Here is a 17,214-nt window from a genome sequence, read left to right as displayed (position 1 = left end):
TCTGGATTCCCAGGCGCTTACGCGACCGGGCCTCCGAAGATCTCGATGGGCTTGCTGTCGGCCGAGATGGTCACGAGCGCGCGCTTGGTGTCCTTGCGCTTGCCGTAACCGAAGCGGGTCCGCTTGCGCTTGCCCTGACGGTTGGCGGTGTTGACGCTGGTCACCTTCACACCGAAGACCTTCTCGACGGCGATCTTGATCTGCGTCTTGTTGGAATCCGGGTGCACGATGAAGGTGTAGGTACCTTCCTCGATCAGTCCGTAGGACTTCTCCGAGATGACCGGCGCCAGCAGAATGTCGCGGGGGTCGGCGATCGTGGTCACTTGCTCTCCTCCTGTGCGGACTCGGCGGGGCCGTGCACGAAGGCGTTCAAGGCCTCGACGCTGAACACCACTTCGTCGCTCTCGAGCACGTCGTAGGTGTTGAGCTGATCCGGCGCGATCGGGTGCACGAACTCCAGGTTCTGCACGCTCTTCCAGCCCGCGACGTCCTCACGTCCGAGGACGAGCAGGAACTTCTTCCGGTCCGAGAGCTCGGCCAGGAACGACTTCGCGGTCTTGGTCGACGGGTTCTGACCCGAGACCAGTTCGGTGATCACGTGGATGCGCTCGTTGCGCGCACGATCCGAGAGAGCTCCACGCAGCGCGGCGCGGATCATCTTCTTGGGGGTGCGCTGGCTGTAGTCGCGCGGCTGCGGACCGTGCACGGTGCCACCACCGGCGAACTGCGGCGCGCGGGTCGAACCCTGACGGGCACGACCGGTGCCCTTCTGGCGGTACGGCTTCTTGCCACCACCGGAGACCTCGCCGCGCGTCTTCGTCGCGTGCGTGCCCTGGCGTGCGGCAGCGAGCTGCGCGACGACGACCTGGTGCATCAGCGAGATGTTCGCGGTGGCATCGAAGATCTCCGCGGGGAGCTCGACGGTGCCGTTGGTCTTGCCGCCGAGTTCCTTCACCGGGAGGGTCAGGTTCGTCTTCTTCTCGACGCTGGTCATGCGTGCGCACCACCCTTCACTGCGCTCTTGACGGTCACGACGCTGCCCTTGCGACCGGGGATCGCGCCCTTGATGAGCAGCAGGCCGTTCTCGGCGTCCACCTTGTGAACCGAGAGGTTCTGCGTGGTGACGCGGTCGTTACCCATGCGACCCGACATGCGCATGCCCTTGAACACACGGCCGGGGGTGGCGCAACCACCGATGGAACCTGGGCGACGGTGCACTGCCTGCGCACCGTGCGAGGCGCCCTGACCACGGAAGCCGTGGCGCTTCATGGTGCCTGCGAAGCCCTTGCCCTTGCTGGTGCCGGTGACGTCGACGTAGGCGCCCTCTTCGAAGACATCGGCGTTGATCTCCTGGCCGACCTCGAAGGTGGAGGCGTCCGCGACCCGGATCTCGGCGACGTGGCGGCGCGGGGTGACACCGGCCTTGGCGAACTGACCGGAGACCGGCTTGTTCACCTTGCGCGGGTCGATGGCGCCGAAAGCGACCTGGACGGCGCTGTAGCCGTCGCGCTCCACGGTGCGGATCTGGGTAACGACGTTCGGTCCGGCCTTGATGACGGTCACGGGGACGACGCGGTTCTTGTCGTCGAACACCTGGGTCATGCCGAGCTTGGTGCCCAGGATGCCGGCCGCTGGCCTGTTCTTGTTGTCAGTCATATCTCGAGTCCCCGTCACTGAATGTTGACGTCGACGCTGGCCGGCAGGTCGATGCGCATGAGGGCATCAACCGTCTTCGGCGTCGGGTCGAGGATGTCGATCAGCCGCTTGTGCGTCCGCATCTCGAAGTGCTCGCGCGAGTCCTTGTACTTGTGCGGCGAACGGATGACGCAGTACACGTTCTTTTCGGTCGGCAACGGCACCGGCCCGACCACACGGGCCCCGGTGCGGGTCACCGTCTCCACGATCTTGCGCGCGGACGCGTCGATCGCTTCATGGTCATAGGCCTTGAGCCTGATGCGGATCTTCTGTCCCGCCACGCTAAGTGTCCTTTTCTCCGCTTATCGTTCGTGGTCCGGAAGCCGGCTTCCGAACCACCTTCAATTGCACAGCCCGAACACACGAAGACGTCCCAGCCCGGTCAGTCAGGCCCGGAGGTGGCAGCCTGCGCAATTACGCAGGGCCCCCGCTCGGGCAAGATCCAACACAGTGAGACCGCGACCGGGCACCGCCCGATCCTCGCCGCTGTTCATCTGTCATGGTTCTCCGGTCCACGCGGTCGGGCGTGTCGCCCCTCCGCTCATTCCTCGGCCCCGGTTCGTAACTTCACCTGGCCTGGAACGTTGTCCCGGACGCACCCACGCTGGATGTCCAGCGAGGTACACGATTGGGTGTTGCTCGCCTCACCACCCGCCACAACCGCCGAACGGCATGACCCGGTGCAAGGCAACCCGAACAGTATGCCCGACCGCGTTGGCGACTTCAAATCCGCCCCCTGCCAACAACTCCTCAGCAGGTCAGGACATGAATCCCGGGCGCGCCCATCCTAGTCGCCGACGACACCGGACGCCGCCACCGGCGACCGAGGGCGATCAGGACGACGAATGCGATGAGACCGGCACCAACAGATTTCCCCATTGGCTATCCGCGACGGCCGCTGGCAAACTTACTTCTGAGTAAGATAGAGCCATGACGAAACCGACCGCGACTCATCGGATCTGGAACAAGCTGCCGGACAACCGGCTGGGGCACACCCTGTTCTCGCTGGGCATGGTGGCCCGGGTGCCCTACTTCGGCACGGTGCTGCCGAGCGTCGTGCGGTTGGAACCCGGACTGTGCGAGGTGACCTCGCCCAAGTGGTTCGGCATCCACAACCACCTGGGTACCTTTCACGCGATCGCGGCCTGCAATCTGGCCGAGGTGGCAATGGGCATGTTGAGCGAGGCAACGGTGCCCGATACCCACCGCTGGATTCCCAAGGCCATGAATGTGCAGTACCTGGCCAAGGCCGAGACCGGTCTGCGCGCGGTGGCCGAACTGTCCGAGGTGCCCGACTTCGCCCGGATCACCGAGGGACAGGAGCTGACTGTGCCGGTCTCCATCTACGACAAGCACGGTCTCGAGGTCGTGCACGCCGACATCACCACCTGGATCACCCCCAAGTAGGTGAGCGCGCCAGAGTCCCGAGGCAGGCGACAGCCTCTGCGCAGTGACGTGCGCACACCCAACGCGCGACCCTTTATCGCGGTTGTGCAGGTCACATGCGGAGTGTGCGGTTGGCCGCACCGGCGGGGAGCAGTGTTGCGCGCGAAAGGACGGAGCGGATTGAATGCGGAACATGAGTGACGGGGCGGTCCGGGAATTCGACCTCTGCGTGGTCGGTCTCGGACCGACCGGTCGGGCGCTGGCGCATCGGGCGATGCTGGCCGGGTTCCGCGTCGCCGCCGTCGATCCGCGGCCGGAGCGGCTCTGGACGCCCACCTTCTCCTGCTGGATCGATGAGCTGCCGCAATGGTTGCCGTCGAGCGTTATTGCCACACGCATTCCGAAGCCGACGGTCTGGACGAAGTCCGAGCACCGAATCGACCGCCCCTACTGCGTACTCTCGAAGACGGGGCTGCGCGCTGCACTAGCGCTCGACGATGCCACCGTCGTCGCCGGGCGGGCCACTCGCGTCGAGGCCAACGAGGTGGAGCTCGCGGACGGCACGATCCTCAGGGCCGCAACGGTTTTCGATACCCGCGGGCTCCCGGCGCCGGGACAGCGCCGCGCGGCCAGCGCGCACGGCATCTTCGTCGATGCCGAATCCGCCGCGCCCATGGTGACCGAGAGTGAGGGACTGCTACTCGATTGGCGTCCGGAGAACGGCGCCGGACCCGACGAGCCGCCGTCGTTCCTCTATTCCGTTCCGCTCGGTGACGGCACGGTGATCTTCGAGGAGACCAGCCTCGGCCTGCGCGGCGGCATGCCGCAGCACGAGTTGCGCAGACGCACGCTGAACCGCCTTGCGGCACATGGTATTCGACTCACCGGTGCCGAACCGACCGAGGCCGCGCACTACCCACTGGATCAGCCACCGCCGAAAAAGGGCACCGCCCAGGCGATTCCGTTCGGCTCCCGCGGCGGCATGATGCATCCCTGCACCGGCTACAGCGTCGCCGATTCGCTGGCCCTGGTCGACACCGCCGTCGCAGCCCTGCGACAAGGCCGCGACCCCATTGCCGAACTCTGGCCATGGCAGGCCCGGCTGGTGTACTGGATGCGCTTGCGCGGCCTATGGGGCATGGGCCGCCTGACCACCGGCCAGTCCATTTCCATGTTCGACGCCTTCTTCAGCGCCTCGCCCCGCGGCCAGCGCGCCCTGCTCTCCGCCCACGACGATTACACCGTTCTCGGCGCGGTCCTGTTCAATACGGTCGCCCGCACCTGGCCGTTCCGCTGGCGCTACGACCTGGTCGGCTGGACGAATCGAAACCGGTGGGTCGGTTTCGACTTCGCCGCAGCCGACCGCGAAGAGCGACGGATCCGCTGACGAAGATCAGGCGCCGGTTTCGGCGGCGCGCTGATAGCCGCGGATCGCGGGATACGCGAACACGACGATGAGCCCGAGCACCCAGGCGACGGTCTTCACCAGGGGCTCGGCGACGGCACCGCCATAGGACAGTCCCTTCATCGCATCGATGGCGCAACTCATCGGCTGATTCGCGACCACGTCCTGCAACCAGATCGGATAGGCGATCACCGGCACGAACCCGGAATTGAAGAACATCAGCAGGGTATTGACGATGCCGATAACGCTCACCAGCATGACGCCCTCGGTAATGGTCGCCAGTGCCGTGACCAGCACCGCGAAGCCGACACCGAACAGCACCGGAATGCCGATCAACGCGATGGCCGCCAGCGGACCCTGCCCGAAGCGGAAGCCGAGGCAGAAGCCGACCACGATCACGAACAGCGTGGTGACCAGCACGCGAACCGCTTCGGCGAAGAGCCTGCCGGTCAGTCCGGCCGCCCGGTGCACCGGCATGGTCCAGAACCGACCGAGCAGTCCGGTGTACTTCTCGCCCTTGAAACCGAGTGCACTGACCACCGCACCCGACATCGCCGCGACCAGCGTGATCAGCGCGACCTGTCCGTAGATGCTCGGTTTACCGGTGGCCGCGGTAATCGAATTGCCGAGCACGACGCGGAACATGAACAGCGTCAACGCCGGATAGATCAGCGTCTGGATGGTCGTCGCGGGATCGCGCGCCCACACCAGCAGCAGCCGCTTGCACTGGATCAGGCTGTGCGCGATCCAGGTCGACAGCGCGCGCTCGGATGGCGTGGCCACCAGCGGCAGCGGGTCGAATCCGTCCACCTCGGTGCGCTCCAAGGTCTCGACCGAACTCATGACCGCCTCACACTCGCCCAGATCGCCAACGGGATGAAGACGATCGCCATACCGCCCAGCCAGGTCAGCGGCACCCACAGCACATCCCAGCTCACTCCGTCATGGGCCATATCGCGCAGCGCGAAGGAGAACTGGGAGATCGGCTGATTGCGCACGAACGGCCGGATCCACATCGGAAAACTGCGTTCCGGGACGAACCCGCAGGACAGCATGCCGAAGATCAAGGTGGGCAGCGTCAATGCCTGACTCAGCGATTCCGGACTCTTTGTCAGGCTGCCGAGCGCGTCCGCGCCGAGGGCGAGCACGGTACCGACCGCGATCGAGAACACACAGAACAGTACGGCCTGACCGAGTCCGGCGATGAAGCGGAAGCCGATCATGTAGCCGAAGATGATCGCCGCGGTCAGCGCCGTCAGCGAGCGCACCAGGCCCGCGCCGATGCGCGCGCTCAACGGCACGAGCGTGCCGATCGGCATCGTCTGTAGTCGCGTGCTCAGACCGGTCAGCGCCTCGTATGCGGACAACTGCGCATTCGACATCATCGTGAACGCCATGGTCTGCAGCACAATGATCGGCATGACGAACTGGGCGTAGTCGATGCCCTGGAACTTCATGACGAATCGCAGCGGCAGATAGAAGCCAAGGGTGAATACCAGTGGGGTGATCATCGCGACGATCAACTCGCCCTTGACGGCCATCGTTCGCACAATGCGTCCGGCCAGCGCCCGCCACTGCGCGAAGTAAGAGATTCTGGCCACGGGCAGCTCAGCGAAGAGCAGTGCCGAATCGGCCCGCTCGACGGTAGTGGAACTCACTAGTGGCCGCCCGAATGACCGGTGATGGAGAGGAAGACATCGTCGAGCGAGGGCCTGCGCAGCGCGATATCGGCCAATTGGATCCCGGCGGTGTCGAGCCTGCGCAATGCCTCCGACAGCGTGGCCGCGCCGTCGGGGGCGGGAATCGAAATCCGATCGCCGCCATCGAGGTCGGCGAGTACGGCGGCGGGCACCAGATCGCCGAGCGCGCTGGCGGCTTTGCCGAGCTGACCCGGAACCAGCGGCACAACCTCGCAATAGCTGCCGCCGGTCTTCTCCTTGAGTTCGTCGGCGGTGCCCTCGGCGATCACCGTGCCCTTATCGATGACGATGATGTTGTCGCTGAGCACATCGGCTTCCTCGAGGTACTGCGTGGTGAGCAGCACCGTGATGCCCTGATTCTTCAGCGCGGTCACCAGATCCCACACGCCCTGGCGGCTGCGCGGATCCAGACCGGTGGTCGGCTCGTCGAGGAAGACCACCTCCGGCCGCACCACAAGGCCGCAGGCGATATCGACCCGACGACGCATACCGCCGGAGTAGTGGCGCACCGCGCGACGGCCCGCGTGTACCAGGTCGAATTCCTCGAGCAGGGTGTCGGCGCGCTTGCGGGCCGCCGATTTGCCCAGGCCCATCAGTCGGCCGAACAATTCCAGGTTCTCCCGGCCGGAGAGGTTTTCGTCCAGCGCGGCGTACTGGCCGGTCATCATGATCGAGCGGCGCACACCCGCCGGATCCTTCAGCACATCGTGGCCCGCCACCACGGCGGTGCCGGAGTCCGGGCGCAGCAGGGTCGACAGCACTTTGACCATGGTGGTCTTGCCCGCACCGTTGGGCCCGAGGATGCCGAGCACACTCGCCCGCGCGGCAGTGAAGCTGATGCCCTGCAGCGCGTGCACATCGCCGAATGACTTCCGGACATCCGCAACCGCGACCGCGGCGTCACCACCATCGATGGGTGGTGGCTCGCCGGTATGCGAATCCGCTTGGTTCAAGCTCGGCATCAACTCTCCACTGTGTCTGATCGGCGGCGTTCGCGGGGCCTGGGCGGCGACCGCGGGTCGCCAAGAGTGTGGGCATGAATTCGTCCCGGTTGGTGATCCCTGCCGCCAAGCGTGATGTTACCGGCAGAGCCATCCGCACACGGCAGACCGCGCCATACCCAGCAAACTGCGACCTAAGTGTGTCCTTACTCACATTTCTCTCCGCCGATCCACTCGACCGGAGAACGTCGCTGGTGGCGGCCCTTCAGGGGCAGCGTAGGGGCGGTAGCGACACCTTGTCCGGCCGTCGCGGCGCCCATAGTCTGCTAGACGGGGAAAACGCACTCACTCGTTTGCGGCAGCGCCGTTTCGTCAATCGTTCGACGGCCTGCGGCGGATCGACCCTGCAAGAGGTGACCATGGCCGAGACCGCGCAGCCGAGGCTGGCAGCGCATACGGGAGGATCGGGCCGACCGAACGTGCTGACGTCCTATGACCCGCGCACCGGCGAAATCGTCGGCAACTATGCCGTGATGGGTGCGGGCGAAATCAACCGCACCGTGCGCGCCGCACGCTCCGCCGAAAAATGGTGGGCCGAGCTGGGATTCAGCGCCCGCAAACGCTGGCTACTGGATTGGAAACGCAGTATCGCCAGGCGCGCAGGCGAGTTGGTGGAAATCCTGTGCGAGGAAACCGGAAAACCGGAGGCGGACGCGGCAATCGAGGTGATGCTCGCCGTCGAGAATCTGGATTGGGCGGCCCGCAATGCCGCGCGCGTACTGGATCGGCGCAAGCTCGGCTCCACCTGGCTGACCCGCAATCAGCACGCCTCGGTCGGCTACCTGCCGCTCGGCGTGGTCGGCGTGCTCGGGCCGTGGAACAACCCCGTCTTCACACCGATGGGTTCGATCGCCTACGCGATGGCCGCGGGCAATGCCGTGGTGTTCAAACCCGATGAGCTCACCACCGGGGTCGGGGTCTGGCTGGCCGACAGCTGGAACAAACTCGCGCCGAATCAGCCTGTGCTACAGGTCGTTACCGGGGATCACAGCACCACCGCGGCGCTGTGTCGGGCCAAGGTCGACAAGATCGCCTACGCCGGTTCGGATGCGGGTTCGCGCGAGGTGATCACGCTGTGCGCGCAGACCTTGACGCCGGTGGTGGTCGAGCGGAACGGCAAGGGCACCATGGTGGTTCACGTCGACGCCAAACTCGCCGAGGCCGCTGAGGCCGCGGTATTCGGCGCTATGGCCAATGCGGGCCAGAACTCCACCGGCATCCAGCGGGCCTATGTCGCCAACTCCGTCTACGACCGATTCCTGGACCTGGTGGTCGAACAGGCGCGGCGGCTGCGGCCCGGTGCGGATAAGCGCGCGTCCTACGGTCCGATGATTCTGGAATCGCAAGTCGATGTGGTGCGCAAGCAAGTGCGCGACGCGGTGGCCAGGGGTGGGCGCGCGGTGGTCGGCGGGCTGGATTCGATTCGCGACCCCTATATCGAACCGATCGTCCTGGCCGAGGTGCCGGAGGAGAGCGTCGCGATCACCGGCGAGGGCATCGGGCCAGTACTGATCGTCAACCGGGTCGCGAATATGGACGAGGCGGCGCAGCGGATCAACGCCGTCGGCAATGGCGTCGCGGTGTCGGTGTTCACCCGCGATGTACACGGCATAGAATCCTTCGCCGAACAACTGCGGGTCGGCGTTGTGACCATCAATTCTTCGACCACATACGCCGGAATTCCGGCGCTGCCCTTCGGCGGGGTCGGCGAATACGGGCAGGGACACCATCACGGCGACCAGGGACTGCGCGAGTTCAGCCGGACACTGGCGATCGCGCGCAAGCGGTATCGAGCGCCGGTGAATCTGTCCACCTTCGACCGGCACTCTCGACATCTACGCACGGCCAAAGCAATCTTCCGAATGCGCCACGGCCGCTGAAGCCGAGCCTGAAGCCGCACCGGATCGCTCCATCCGGAGCCACCACGGAGCGAGCCTTACGAGCGAGGAGTTCGCGGCCCATCTCACGTCCAAGCCGTCAAAGCGCATACGCCGCAAACACGAGACCCCGCGCGCATCAAGTGCCGACAGACCCCACCTCCGCAACCACAACGGAGCGAGTCTTACGAGCGACGTTCGCGGCCCATCTCACGTCCAAGCCGTCAAAGCGCATACGCCGCAAACACGAGACCCCGCGCGCATCAAGTGCCGACAGACCCCACCTCCGCAACCACAACGGAGCGAGTCTTACGAGCGACGTTCGCGGCCCATCTCACGTCCAAGCCGTCAAAGCGCATACGCCGCAAACACGAGACCCCGCGCGCATCAAGTGCCGACAGACCCCACCTCCGCAACCACAACGGAGCGAGTCTTACGAGCGACGTTCGCGGCCCGTCTCGCGTCCGAGCCGTCGAAGCGCATGCGACGAAGTCGCCAGTCTCGACGGCTCGGACGCGAGACACCAGGGGGCCGCGAACACGCAGCGCCGAAGGCGCTGCCATTAGACACAGCCTAGAAGGACGGCCTCCATCAGGGCGCAGACTCGGGCCAGCTGTTCGGGGCGGGGGTCGAATTTGGTCAACCGGCCCACGTCGATCACCTGGGCGATGGCGGCGTGCACGCGGAAGCGCGCCTCCACCGAGTCGCCGTCGAGCAGGTTGGCCCACTCCAGCACGTTCTGTCGCTGGATGGCGCGCAGCTTGTGCTGTTCGGCCTGCGGCAGATTACTGAATTCGGCGTAGTAGACCGGCATGATCTCCGGCATCGAGAAGGTCAGTCGGGCCTGGCGGTAGGCGATGCGCCGGACCGCGTCCGGACGGCTGGTGGCCTCGGCCAGCGCCTCGGTGATCGCGATGGCCACCCGGTCGCCGGTGCGGTGGAAGGCGGCGGCGAGCAGGTCGGCCTTGCTGGTGAAGTACCGGTAGACGCTGGAGGCGTTGATGCCGACGGCCGCGCCGATTTCCTCGATGCTGGCCTCGTGATACCCCTGGCGACCGAAGATCCGGATCGCCTCGGTGAGCAGCTGTTCGCGTTTCGAGGTGACCGGCAGGCCACGGGTGGCCGGTCCGGGTGCTGGCTCGGTCGGGGCGGGCGGCAGTTCCGCGCGCAGGATCGACCAGCTCATCTCGCGCAGCAGCGGCATCAGCCGGGCGGTGGCGAGCGTGGTGCGATGTGAGGAGATGCTGGCGATCGCGCTGAGCACCCCGGCGGCGAGCATTGCCACGTCGGCGGGGGGTGCGGTGGGACGCAGCTGTCCGATCGGTTCGGCGAGCGTCGCGTTGAGCGCGTCGTAGACCTTCCTGATCCGGGCGCGGTCCTCGGCCTCGAGGTAGCGCCGCTCCCAGCGGTACAGTCCGGCCTCGCGACGAATATCGATGGTGTGTTCGCTGATCGCCTTGATCAGGGCGTCGAGCCTGGGTCCCGGTTCCAGATTCGGATCGTCGGCTGCGCGCGCGATCTTCAGCAGGTGCGAGGCACCTTCTTCGGCGGCCGCGACCAGCAGCGCGTACTTGTTCGCGAAGTGGCGATACAGCGCGGGCCCCGAGATGCCGACCTCCGCGGCGATCTCGTCGACGCCGACCGGGTAGTACCCGCGTTCGCTGAACGCGCGCGCGGCGGCCCGGGTGATCTGGACCTTGCGATCCTTCGGGCGCCGCCGCACCGTCTGGGCGGGCTCCGCTCCCGTCCTGTTCGCACCCGTGTCAGGCCGCGCGGAAGCGAGACCGATCTCGCTGCGATCCGCGACCATCCAGCTCTCCGTTCCGGTGCGGCGCCGCTGGTTGACAGCGCCGGACAATTCAACCTAAGTTAACCACAATTCGCAAAGTTAACCACCATTCATGGGAATGCCGAGCCGGGATTCCAGACCAGGAGCACCAAATGAGCAACCCCGATTCCGCGACCACATCCGCGGGTTTCAGCGCCGTCAACGACGGCAAGGTGCTCCGGGTCACAATCACCAAACCCAAGCGCAAGAACGCCATCGACTACGACACGATGGTCGCCCTCGGTGACACCTTCCTCGCCGCCGCCGAGGACCGTTCGGTGCGGGTGATCGTACTGACCGGCGAGGGCGGCGACTTCTGCACCGGCGCCGATCTTGCCGCATCGGCCGCCGAGGCGCAGCGCGGAATCACTTCGGATATGGTGATGGACGCGGCCAATCGGCTGGTGAAAGCCATTGTGGACGCGCCGATTCCGGTCATCGCGCGGGTTGCGGGCGCCGCCGCGGGCGTCGGTGTCGGCATCGCGCTGGCCGCCGATCTGGTCTATGCCGCCGAGGATTCCTACCTGCTGCTCGCCTTCATCAATATCGGCCTGATGCCCGACGGCGGTGCGGCCGCCATGATCGCCGCCGCGGCCGGTCGCCCGCTGGCCGCGGAAATGGCCCTGCTCGGCGAGCGACTCCCCGCACCCGTGGCCAAGGCGGCCGGACTGTTCACCGCCGTGGTCCCGCAGGACGAACTCGATGCCAAGGTCGAGGCCGCCGCCGCCAAGATCGCCGCTGGCCCGCGCCGCGCTCTCGAACTCACCAAGAAGGCGCTCAACGCCGCAACCTTGCCCGCCTTGGACGCCGCGCTCGCCGCCGAAAAGTCCGGCCAGAGCGAACTGCTCCAGTCCCCCGACTTCTTCGAGGGCGCGACCGCCATGCTCACCAAGCGCAAGCCGGTCTTCGCCGACTGATCGCGTCGACGAGCGGGCTTCGAGCCGAGTCCGGGAATCCTCAGGCCCCCGGCTGGGTAATGGTCGTAGCCCGCAGCCGCGGCGACCGACACAAGCGCGGGAGCGTGATCCCGGACACAGGCGCGCCCGCACGAGCGACTATGTTGATCGGCTATGGCTTACCTGGTTACCGGAGCAACTGGGTTTATCGGTCGATTTCTCATTCCCGAACTGCTGAACCGGGATGGGGATATTCATGTGCTGGTCCGGCCGGGGGTTGATTCGGCGGACCGGTATGCCTGCTGCGCTCGCGAGTGGATGGGGGGCGAGCGGGTGCGGGCGGTGCGCGGGGATATGGGCGCGCCCGGGCTCGGCATCGATCCGGCCTGGATCAGCGAGCATCGGGGCTCGATCGAGCATGTCTTCCATCTGGCGTCGAGCTATGACCTCGCCGAACGCGGCGGCGGCACCAGACATGTCATCGATGTCACGCGGGAGTTGAAAGCCACTCTGCTGCATCATGTCTCGACGGTGGATGTGGCGGGCGGGTTCGACGGTGTGTTCACCGAGGATATGTTCGACGAGGGTCAGGTGCTGAGTTCGCCCATGCAGCGGGCGAAATTCGAGGCCGAGAAGATCGTGCGCGAATCCGGGTTGGGCTGGCGGATCTATCGGCCCTCGATCGTGATCGGCCATTCGCGAACCGGCGAAATCGATCGAATCGAAGGGCCCTACTATTTCTTCCGGCTGCTGCGGATGGCCGCGCAACTGCCGAGGATTCTGCCGGTACTCGTGCCGAAGCTAGGTGAAACCAATATGGTTCCGGTCGATTTCGTGGCTCGCGCCCTGGCCCACATCGCGCACCGGCCCGACTCGAACCACCTGACCTACCATTTGGCCGATCCGCGCCGACAGAGCGCAGCCGAGGCGCTGAATCTGTTCGCCGACGAGGCCGGTGCGCCGCATCTGGTGGAGGTGATGCCCAAGCGCACCCTCGAGATGATGCTTCGTGTCCCTGGCACGAACTGGCTGCTCCCCCGCGTCGGCGTTCCCCAGGATGTGTTGGAGCACAGCGAATTCAGCTGTTGGTTCGACTGCCGCAACGCCACCGCCGCACTGGCGGGCACCGATATCAAGGTGCCGCCGCTGGCCGCGTATGCCCCGCTGATCTGGAAATACTGGATCGAAAACTGGGTGTGATCAGCTCGCCCGCTCGTAGTCGGCTCTAGCCGCGTCGATTTCATCGATGTGTTCGATGGCCCAGGCCCGCAGCACATCGACGGCGGCACCGAGGCTGTGACCGAGCGGTGTCAGCGTGTATTCGACAGTGACCGGCACGGTCGGATACACCGTGCGCGACACCATGCCGTCACGTTCCAGACCGCGCAGCGTCTGGGTGAGCATCTTCTGCGTGATGCCCTGCACCTGCCTGCGCAGCTCCGAGAAGCGCAGCGTGCCGGGCTTCAGGGCCAGCAGCACGAGCCCGGTCCACCGTTCACCGAGCCGATCGAAAACCGCGCGGGACGGACAGTTCAGATCGAAGACGTCGTATGCCATTGGATTGTTGGTATCCACCAGGTACCTATACCACTAATTACTGCCTTCTTTCATCTGGAAACCAGCCCTCCTAGTGTCGTTTTCATAGCAACGACCAGGAGGAAGTCGATGAAAGCCCTTGCAGCAACCGGTGATCCGACCTTGGTGCGGTTCGCCGAGGTCCCCGAACCCACGGCCGCCGCCGATGCGGCGGTCATCCAGGTCGAGGCGTTCTCGGTGAACCGCGGCGAGATTCTCGCCATGACCGGCGCCTACGGCACGCCGACCGCACCGGGGACCGTCATGGGACAGGATGTGGTCGGCCGGGTCGTGGCAGCCGCTGTCGACGGCTCGGGCCCTGCCATCGGAGCCCGTGTGGTCGGCCATGCCGAGGGCGGTGGGTGGGCCGAGCTGGTGGCCATCCCGACCGCCGCATTGGCCGAGTTGCCCGACACCCTCACCGCCACCACCGCGGCCGCCTTGCCACTCGCGGGGTTGACCGCATTGCGTCTGCTCCGGCACGTCGAGGTCCCCGCGGGCAAGAAGGCTCTGATCACGGGCGCATCGGGCGGCGTCGGTCATTACCTGGTGGAGTTGGCGACGGCCGCAGACATTTCGGTGACGGCGGTGGCGGCCTCGCCCGAGCGGGGCGCCCGGCTGGCCGAACTCGGCGCGGCCGTCGTCCATGATGTCGCGGACGCCGACGGTCCCTTCGATGTCATCTTCGAATCGGTCGGCGGCGATGTCTTCGCCGCCGCACTTGCCCGGATCGCGCCCGGCGGCACCGTGCTGTGGTTCGGTCAGGCCAGTCTGCAACCGATCCGGCTCAGCTTCTTCGAATACCTCACGGTCACACCGTTCACGCTGCGGCATTTCCCGCACTGGGTCGCCGACACCACCGATGCCGAGGATCTGCGCATGCTGGTCGAGCTGACGGCCACCGGCCGCCTGCATCCGGAGCTCGGTAGGGTCGCCGACTGGGCCGAAACGGCAAGCGTGCTCACCGATCTGAACAACCGCCGGATCCGCGGCAACGCGATCCTCGCCATCGCCGCCTGAAGGAGCGATCATGTCGACCACCGAGCAGACCCGCGCCACCATCCTGGCCTATATCGAGGCACTCGGATCCGGTGAGGCCGAACGCGGCGCCGGGTTCTTCACACCGGATTCGACCTGGACCCTTTTCGGCGACTTGCCGACCGCGCGCACCTGGACCGGACCCGAGGAGATCTTCGGGCAATTCGTCGCGCGGATGATCGAGCGGATGGATGCGTCGCAGCCGATCGGCCAGGAGGTGCGGACCGTGCTGGCCGACGGTGCGCAGGCGGCCGCGGAATGGACCACCCGCGCCACCACCAAGGCGGGCGAACCGTACGTCAATAATGTGGCGATCGTCTTTCGCGTCGAGAACGGCAAGATCGCCGAGGCCCGTGAGTATTTCGATACGGGCTATGCTCAGCGCACGCTGTTCGCCTAGTCGCCCGCGACGGTCAGGTAGATCAGGGCCACATTGAGCAGACTGATGATGACGGCGACGAGCCAGGCCAGGCTCGTGGTCACGCGGTGGTTGACGTCGACGCCCATCAGCATGCGGTCGCTGGTGAAGCGGACCAGGGGGATCAGTGCGAAGGGGATGCCGAACGACAGCACCACCTGCGAAATGATCAGTGCGCGAGTGGGATCGATGCCGACCGCGAGGATGAGGATGGCCGGGATCAGCGTGACCATGCGCCGGACCAAAAGCGGAAACTTGCGGTTCAGCAACCCCTCCATGATCATCGCTCCGGCATATGCGCCGACCGAGGTGGATGCCAGGCCGGAGGCCAGCAGGCCGACCGCGAGCAGCAGTGCGGCGACGGGGCCGAGCGCATCGCCGACGGCGGCGTGCGCCCCTTCGAGGGTGTCGACATTCTCGCGGCCGCGCAGGGTATTGGCGGCCATCAGCAGCATCGCCATATTGACCGTGCCCGCGAGCACCATGGCCAGTCCGACGTCGTATCTGGTGATCCGCAGCAACCGGGTCCGCAGCGGACCGACTTCGGGCTGACCGTGCCGATCACGGGCAAGGCCGGAGTGCAGGTACACCGCGTGCGGCATGACGGTCGCGCCGATCATCGCCGCCGCGAGCAGCACACTTTCGGTGCCATGGAACCGCGGCAGCAGACCACCGACGGTGCCGGAGGCCGACGGCGGCGCAATCACCACGCTGGCCAGAAAACCGATGGCGACGACGGCGAGCAGGCCGGTGATAACCCGCTCGAACGGCTTCTGCCCGCGCTGATTCTGCACCAGCAGCAGCCCCATCGAGACCACACCGGTGATGAGCCCGCCGACCAGCAGCGGCAGATCGAACAGCAGTTGCAGCGCGATCGCGCCGCCGACTACCTCGGCCAGGTCGGTGGCCATCGCGACGGTCTCCGCCTGCATCCAATAGGCGAGGCGCATCGGACCACTCGACTTGGACCGCACCGCCTCCGGGAGCGACATACCGGTGACCAACCCCAGCTTCGCGGAGAGGAACTGCACCAGTCCGGCCATCACATTGGCCATCACGATGACCCACACGAGTAGGTAGCCGAACTGAGCGCCCGCGCTGATATTCGACGCCACATTGCCGGGATCGACATAGGCGATGGCGGCTACGAAGGCAGGTCCGAGCAAGACGCTGACCGATCTTGCCCGGCTCGTCGCGTTCCGCGCCGACTCAGCCAAGGTTGTACTCATGGAACAGAATTTTACGGCTTCCCGAACTTTTTGTTTAGCACTATCTATATAAAACAAACCGCCCCGACTGTGCATAAGGTCACAATCGGGGCGGTCCGTTGGGAATCGCGGGGATCGGGTCAGATACCGAGTCCCTTGGCCAGCGTCGGCCAGGAGGCGTGCAGTTCGTCGTTCCAGTAGCCCCAGGAGTGGGTGCCGCTGGGGCGGAAGTTGAAGGTGGCGGGGATGCCCAGCTGATCCAGCTTCGTCTGCATGTTGTGGGTGCAGTAGTTGGTGCCCGCCTCGATGACACCGCCGATCAGAATCTGGTTGGCCAGACCGCCCGGGCCTGGCAGTGCGTACTCACCGTTGAGGGTGTCGTACGGGCCGGGCAGACCGTTGCCGGTCGAGATGTAGAGGTCGGTGCCGCGCAGACCCTCGGCGTTGACATACGGGTCGTTCGCCACCCAGTCCGGCCCACCGATCGGTCCCCACATGTTATCGACATTGCCGCCGCCCCAGGTCTCGACGGTCAGCTTGACGAACTCCGAGCCGACCGGATCACTGGTCTGGGCGCAGCCGCTGTAGGCCGCGGCGGCCTTGTACAGGCCGGGCTTGGCGATCGGCAGCGCGAGCACGGTGGTACCCGAGGTGGACAGGCCCGCGATCGCGTTGGTGCCGTTGGTGCCGAGCGCGCCGTCGATCAGCGGCGGCAGCTCCTCGGTGAAGAAGGTCTTCCACTTGTTGCGGCCGAGTACCGGATCGTCCTTGATCCAGTCAGCGTAGTAGCTCCACTTGCCGCCGATCGGCTGGACCACATTGACGTTCTTGTCGCCGAGGAACTTCAGCGCATCGGTCTTGGCCACCCAGGACGCGCTGTCCTCGCCGCCGCCCGCACCGTTGAGCAGGTACAGCACCGGACGCGGCACCGAGGCATCGGCCGGGCGCTGCACGTCGACCGGGAAGGTCCGGTCCATGGCCGCGGAGTAGACGTACAGGCGGATGCTGCGGTCGTCCTTGTACTCGGCCTTGGTGATCTTCGAGCCGTCCGGCGCGACCGGGTTGGCCAGCAGCGTCTTGGAATCGATGATCGGATCAGCCGTCGCGGTAGATGCGCCGAAGCCGGACATGACTCCCGCGAATACCGCGGTTGCCGCGATCACCGCCGCCGCACGTGTGCCGCGACG

At 66.0% G+C, this 17,214-nt stretch carries 18 protein-coding genes; 7 read left to right on the top strand and 11 right to left on the bottom strand.

The features are described 5' to 3' along the window. Positions 1-17: 17 nt before the first annotated feature. The 4 genes from rplW to rpsJ are packed head-to-tail and all read right to left on the bottom strand — an operon-like array spanning position 18 to position 1,976. Positions 18-323, bottom strand: coding sequence for a 50S ribosomal protein L23 (gene rplW, locus ACQP2U_RS04100; RefSeq protein ID WP_040686547.1), 306 nt, complete (start codon positions 321-323; stop codon positions 18-20). Beyond that, positions 320-994: a 50S ribosomal protein L4 gene (rplD, locus tag ACQP2U_RS04095; protein ID WP_397031397.1), complete on the bottom strand. Its 675-nt coding sequence runs from the start codon at positions 992-994 to the stop codon at positions 320-322. Before rplD ends, rplW begins: the two co-directional genes overlap by 4 nt. Beyond that, positions 991-1,656 carry a 50S ribosomal protein L3 gene (gene rplC, locus ACQP2U_RS04090; RefSeq protein ID WP_040686545.1) on the bottom strand — a complete coding sequence of 222 codons (666 nt, stop codon included), beginning with the start codon at positions 1,654-1,656 and terminating at the stop codon, positions 991-993. The genes rplD and rplC overlap by 4 nt, the downstream gene beginning before the upstream one ends. A 14-nt stretch (positions 1,657-1,670) precedes the next feature. Next, complete coding sequence (rpsJ, locus tag ACQP2U_RS04085; RefSeq protein WP_003938093.1) at positions 1,671-1,976, bottom strand: 30S ribosomal protein S10; 306 nt, start codon at positions 1,974-1,976, stop codon at positions 1,671-1,673. 649 nt (positions 1,977-2,625) lie between these two features. On the opposite strand from rpsJ, the gene ACQP2U_RS04080 reads away from it, so the two are divergent. Both ACQP2U_RS04080 and ACQP2U_RS04075 read left to right on the top strand, forming a co-directional pair. After that, entirely contained in the window at positions 2,626-3,102 is a 477-nt protein-coding gene (locus ACQP2U_RS04080) for a hotdog fold domain-containing protein (protein ID WP_433713466.1), read from the top strand. A gap of 172 nt (positions 3,103-3,274) precedes the next feature. After that, positions 3,275-4,468 carry a lycopene cyclase family protein gene (locus tag ACQP2U_RS04075; protein WP_433713465.1) on the top strand — a complete coding sequence of 398 codons (1,194 nt, stop codon included), beginning with the start codon at positions 3,275-3,277 and terminating at the stop codon, positions 4,466-4,468. A 6-nt stretch (positions 4,469-4,474) separates the two neighbouring features. Here the strand turns inward: ACQP2U_RS04075 and ACQP2U_RS04070 are convergent, their stop codons facing one another. From ACQP2U_RS04070 to ACQP2U_RS04060, 3 genes are read right to left on the bottom strand one after another with little or no spacing between them, the layout of a single operon-like run. Continuing rightward, a complete protein-coding gene (locus ACQP2U_RS04070) occupies positions 4,475-5,329 on the bottom strand; it encodes an ABC transporter permease (RefSeq protein ID WP_433713464.1) in 855 nt (284 codons plus the stop codon). Further along, positions 5,326-6,108, bottom strand: coding sequence for an ABC transporter permease (locus ACQP2U_RS04065; protein ID WP_433716366.1), 783 nt, complete (start codon positions 6,106-6,108; stop codon positions 5,326-5,328). The genes ACQP2U_RS04070 and ACQP2U_RS04065 overlap by 4 nt, the downstream gene beginning before the upstream one ends. Positions 6,109-6,143: 35 nt before the next feature. After that, positions 6,144-7,148 carry an ATP-binding cassette domain-containing protein gene (locus tag ACQP2U_RS04060; RefSeq protein WP_433713463.1) on the bottom strand — a complete coding sequence of 335 codons (1,005 nt, stop codon included), beginning with the start codon at positions 7,146-7,148 and terminating at the stop codon, positions 6,144-6,146. A 398-nt stretch (positions 7,149-7,546) separates the two neighbouring features. Between ACQP2U_RS04060 and ACQP2U_RS04055 the strand changes: the two genes are divergently transcribed. Then, entirely contained in the window at positions 7,547-9,067 is a 1,521-nt protein-coding gene (locus ACQP2U_RS04055; protein ID WP_433716365.1) for an aldehyde dehydrogenase family protein, read from the top strand. Between the two features lie 559 nt (positions 9,068-9,626). Here the strand turns inward: ACQP2U_RS04055 and ACQP2U_RS04050 are convergent. Then, complete coding sequence (locus tag ACQP2U_RS04050; protein ID WP_433713462.1) at positions 9,627-10,874, bottom strand: TetR/AcrR family transcriptional regulator; 1,248 nt, start codon at positions 10,872-10,874, stop codon at positions 9,627-9,629. Positions 10,875-11,005: 131 nt separating this feature from the next. Between ACQP2U_RS04050 and ACQP2U_RS04045 the strand changes: the two genes are divergently transcribed. Further along, positions 11,006-11,809, top strand: coding sequence for an enoyl-CoA hydratase-related protein (locus ACQP2U_RS04045; RefSeq protein ID WP_433713461.1), 804 nt, complete (start codon positions 11,006-11,008; stop codon positions 11,807-11,809). A gap of 153 nt (positions 11,810-11,962) precedes the next feature. After that, entirely contained in the window at positions 11,963-12,988 is a 1,026-nt protein-coding gene (locus ACQP2U_RS04040; RefSeq protein ID WP_433713460.1) for an SDR family oxidoreductase, read from the top strand. On the opposite strand, the gene ACQP2U_RS04035 is transcribed toward ACQP2U_RS04040, so the two are convergent. Then, complete coding sequence (locus tag ACQP2U_RS04035; protein ID WP_397031381.1) at positions 12,989-13,345, bottom strand: winged helix-turn-helix transcriptional regulator; 357 nt, start codon at positions 13,343-13,345, stop codon at positions 12,989-12,991. It lies immediately after the preceding gene. Positions 13,346-13,453: 108 nt separating this feature from the next. On the opposite strand from ACQP2U_RS04035, the gene ACQP2U_RS04030 reads away from it, so the two are divergent. Both ACQP2U_RS04030 and ACQP2U_RS04025 read left to right on the top strand, forming a co-directional pair. Further along, entirely contained in the window at positions 13,454-14,383 is a 930-nt protein-coding gene (locus ACQP2U_RS04030; RefSeq protein WP_433713459.1) for a zinc-binding dehydrogenase, read from the top strand. A 10-nt stretch (positions 14,384-14,393) separates the two neighbouring features. Continuing rightward, a complete protein-coding gene (locus ACQP2U_RS04025) occupies positions 14,394-14,801 on the top strand; it encodes a nuclear transport factor 2 family protein (protein WP_433713458.1) in 408 nt (135 codons plus the stop codon). On the opposite strand, the gene ACQP2U_RS04020 is transcribed toward ACQP2U_RS04025, so the two are convergent. Further along, positions 14,798-16,123, bottom strand: a complete 1,326-nt coding sequence (locus ACQP2U_RS04020; protein ID WP_433713456.1) for an Nramp family divalent metal transporter — start codon at positions 16,121-16,123, stop codon at positions 14,798-14,800. The two genes, ACQP2U_RS04025 and ACQP2U_RS04020, sit on opposite strands and share 4 nt — an antisense overlap. Before the next feature lie 44 nt (positions 16,124-16,167). Further along, entirely contained in the window at positions 16,168-17,157 is a 990-nt protein-coding gene (locus tag ACQP2U_RS04015) for an alpha/beta hydrolase (RefSeq protein ID WP_433716363.1), read from the bottom strand. Between the last annotated feature and the right edge of the window lie 57 nt (positions 17,158-17,214).

This window comes from Nocardia sp. CA-084685 (assembly GCF_050955785.1).
GTDB lineage: Bacteria > Actinomycetota > Actinomycetes > Mycobacteriales > Mycobacteriaceae > Nocardia.
This window is presented reverse-complemented; position numbering and strand designations above follow the sequence as displayed.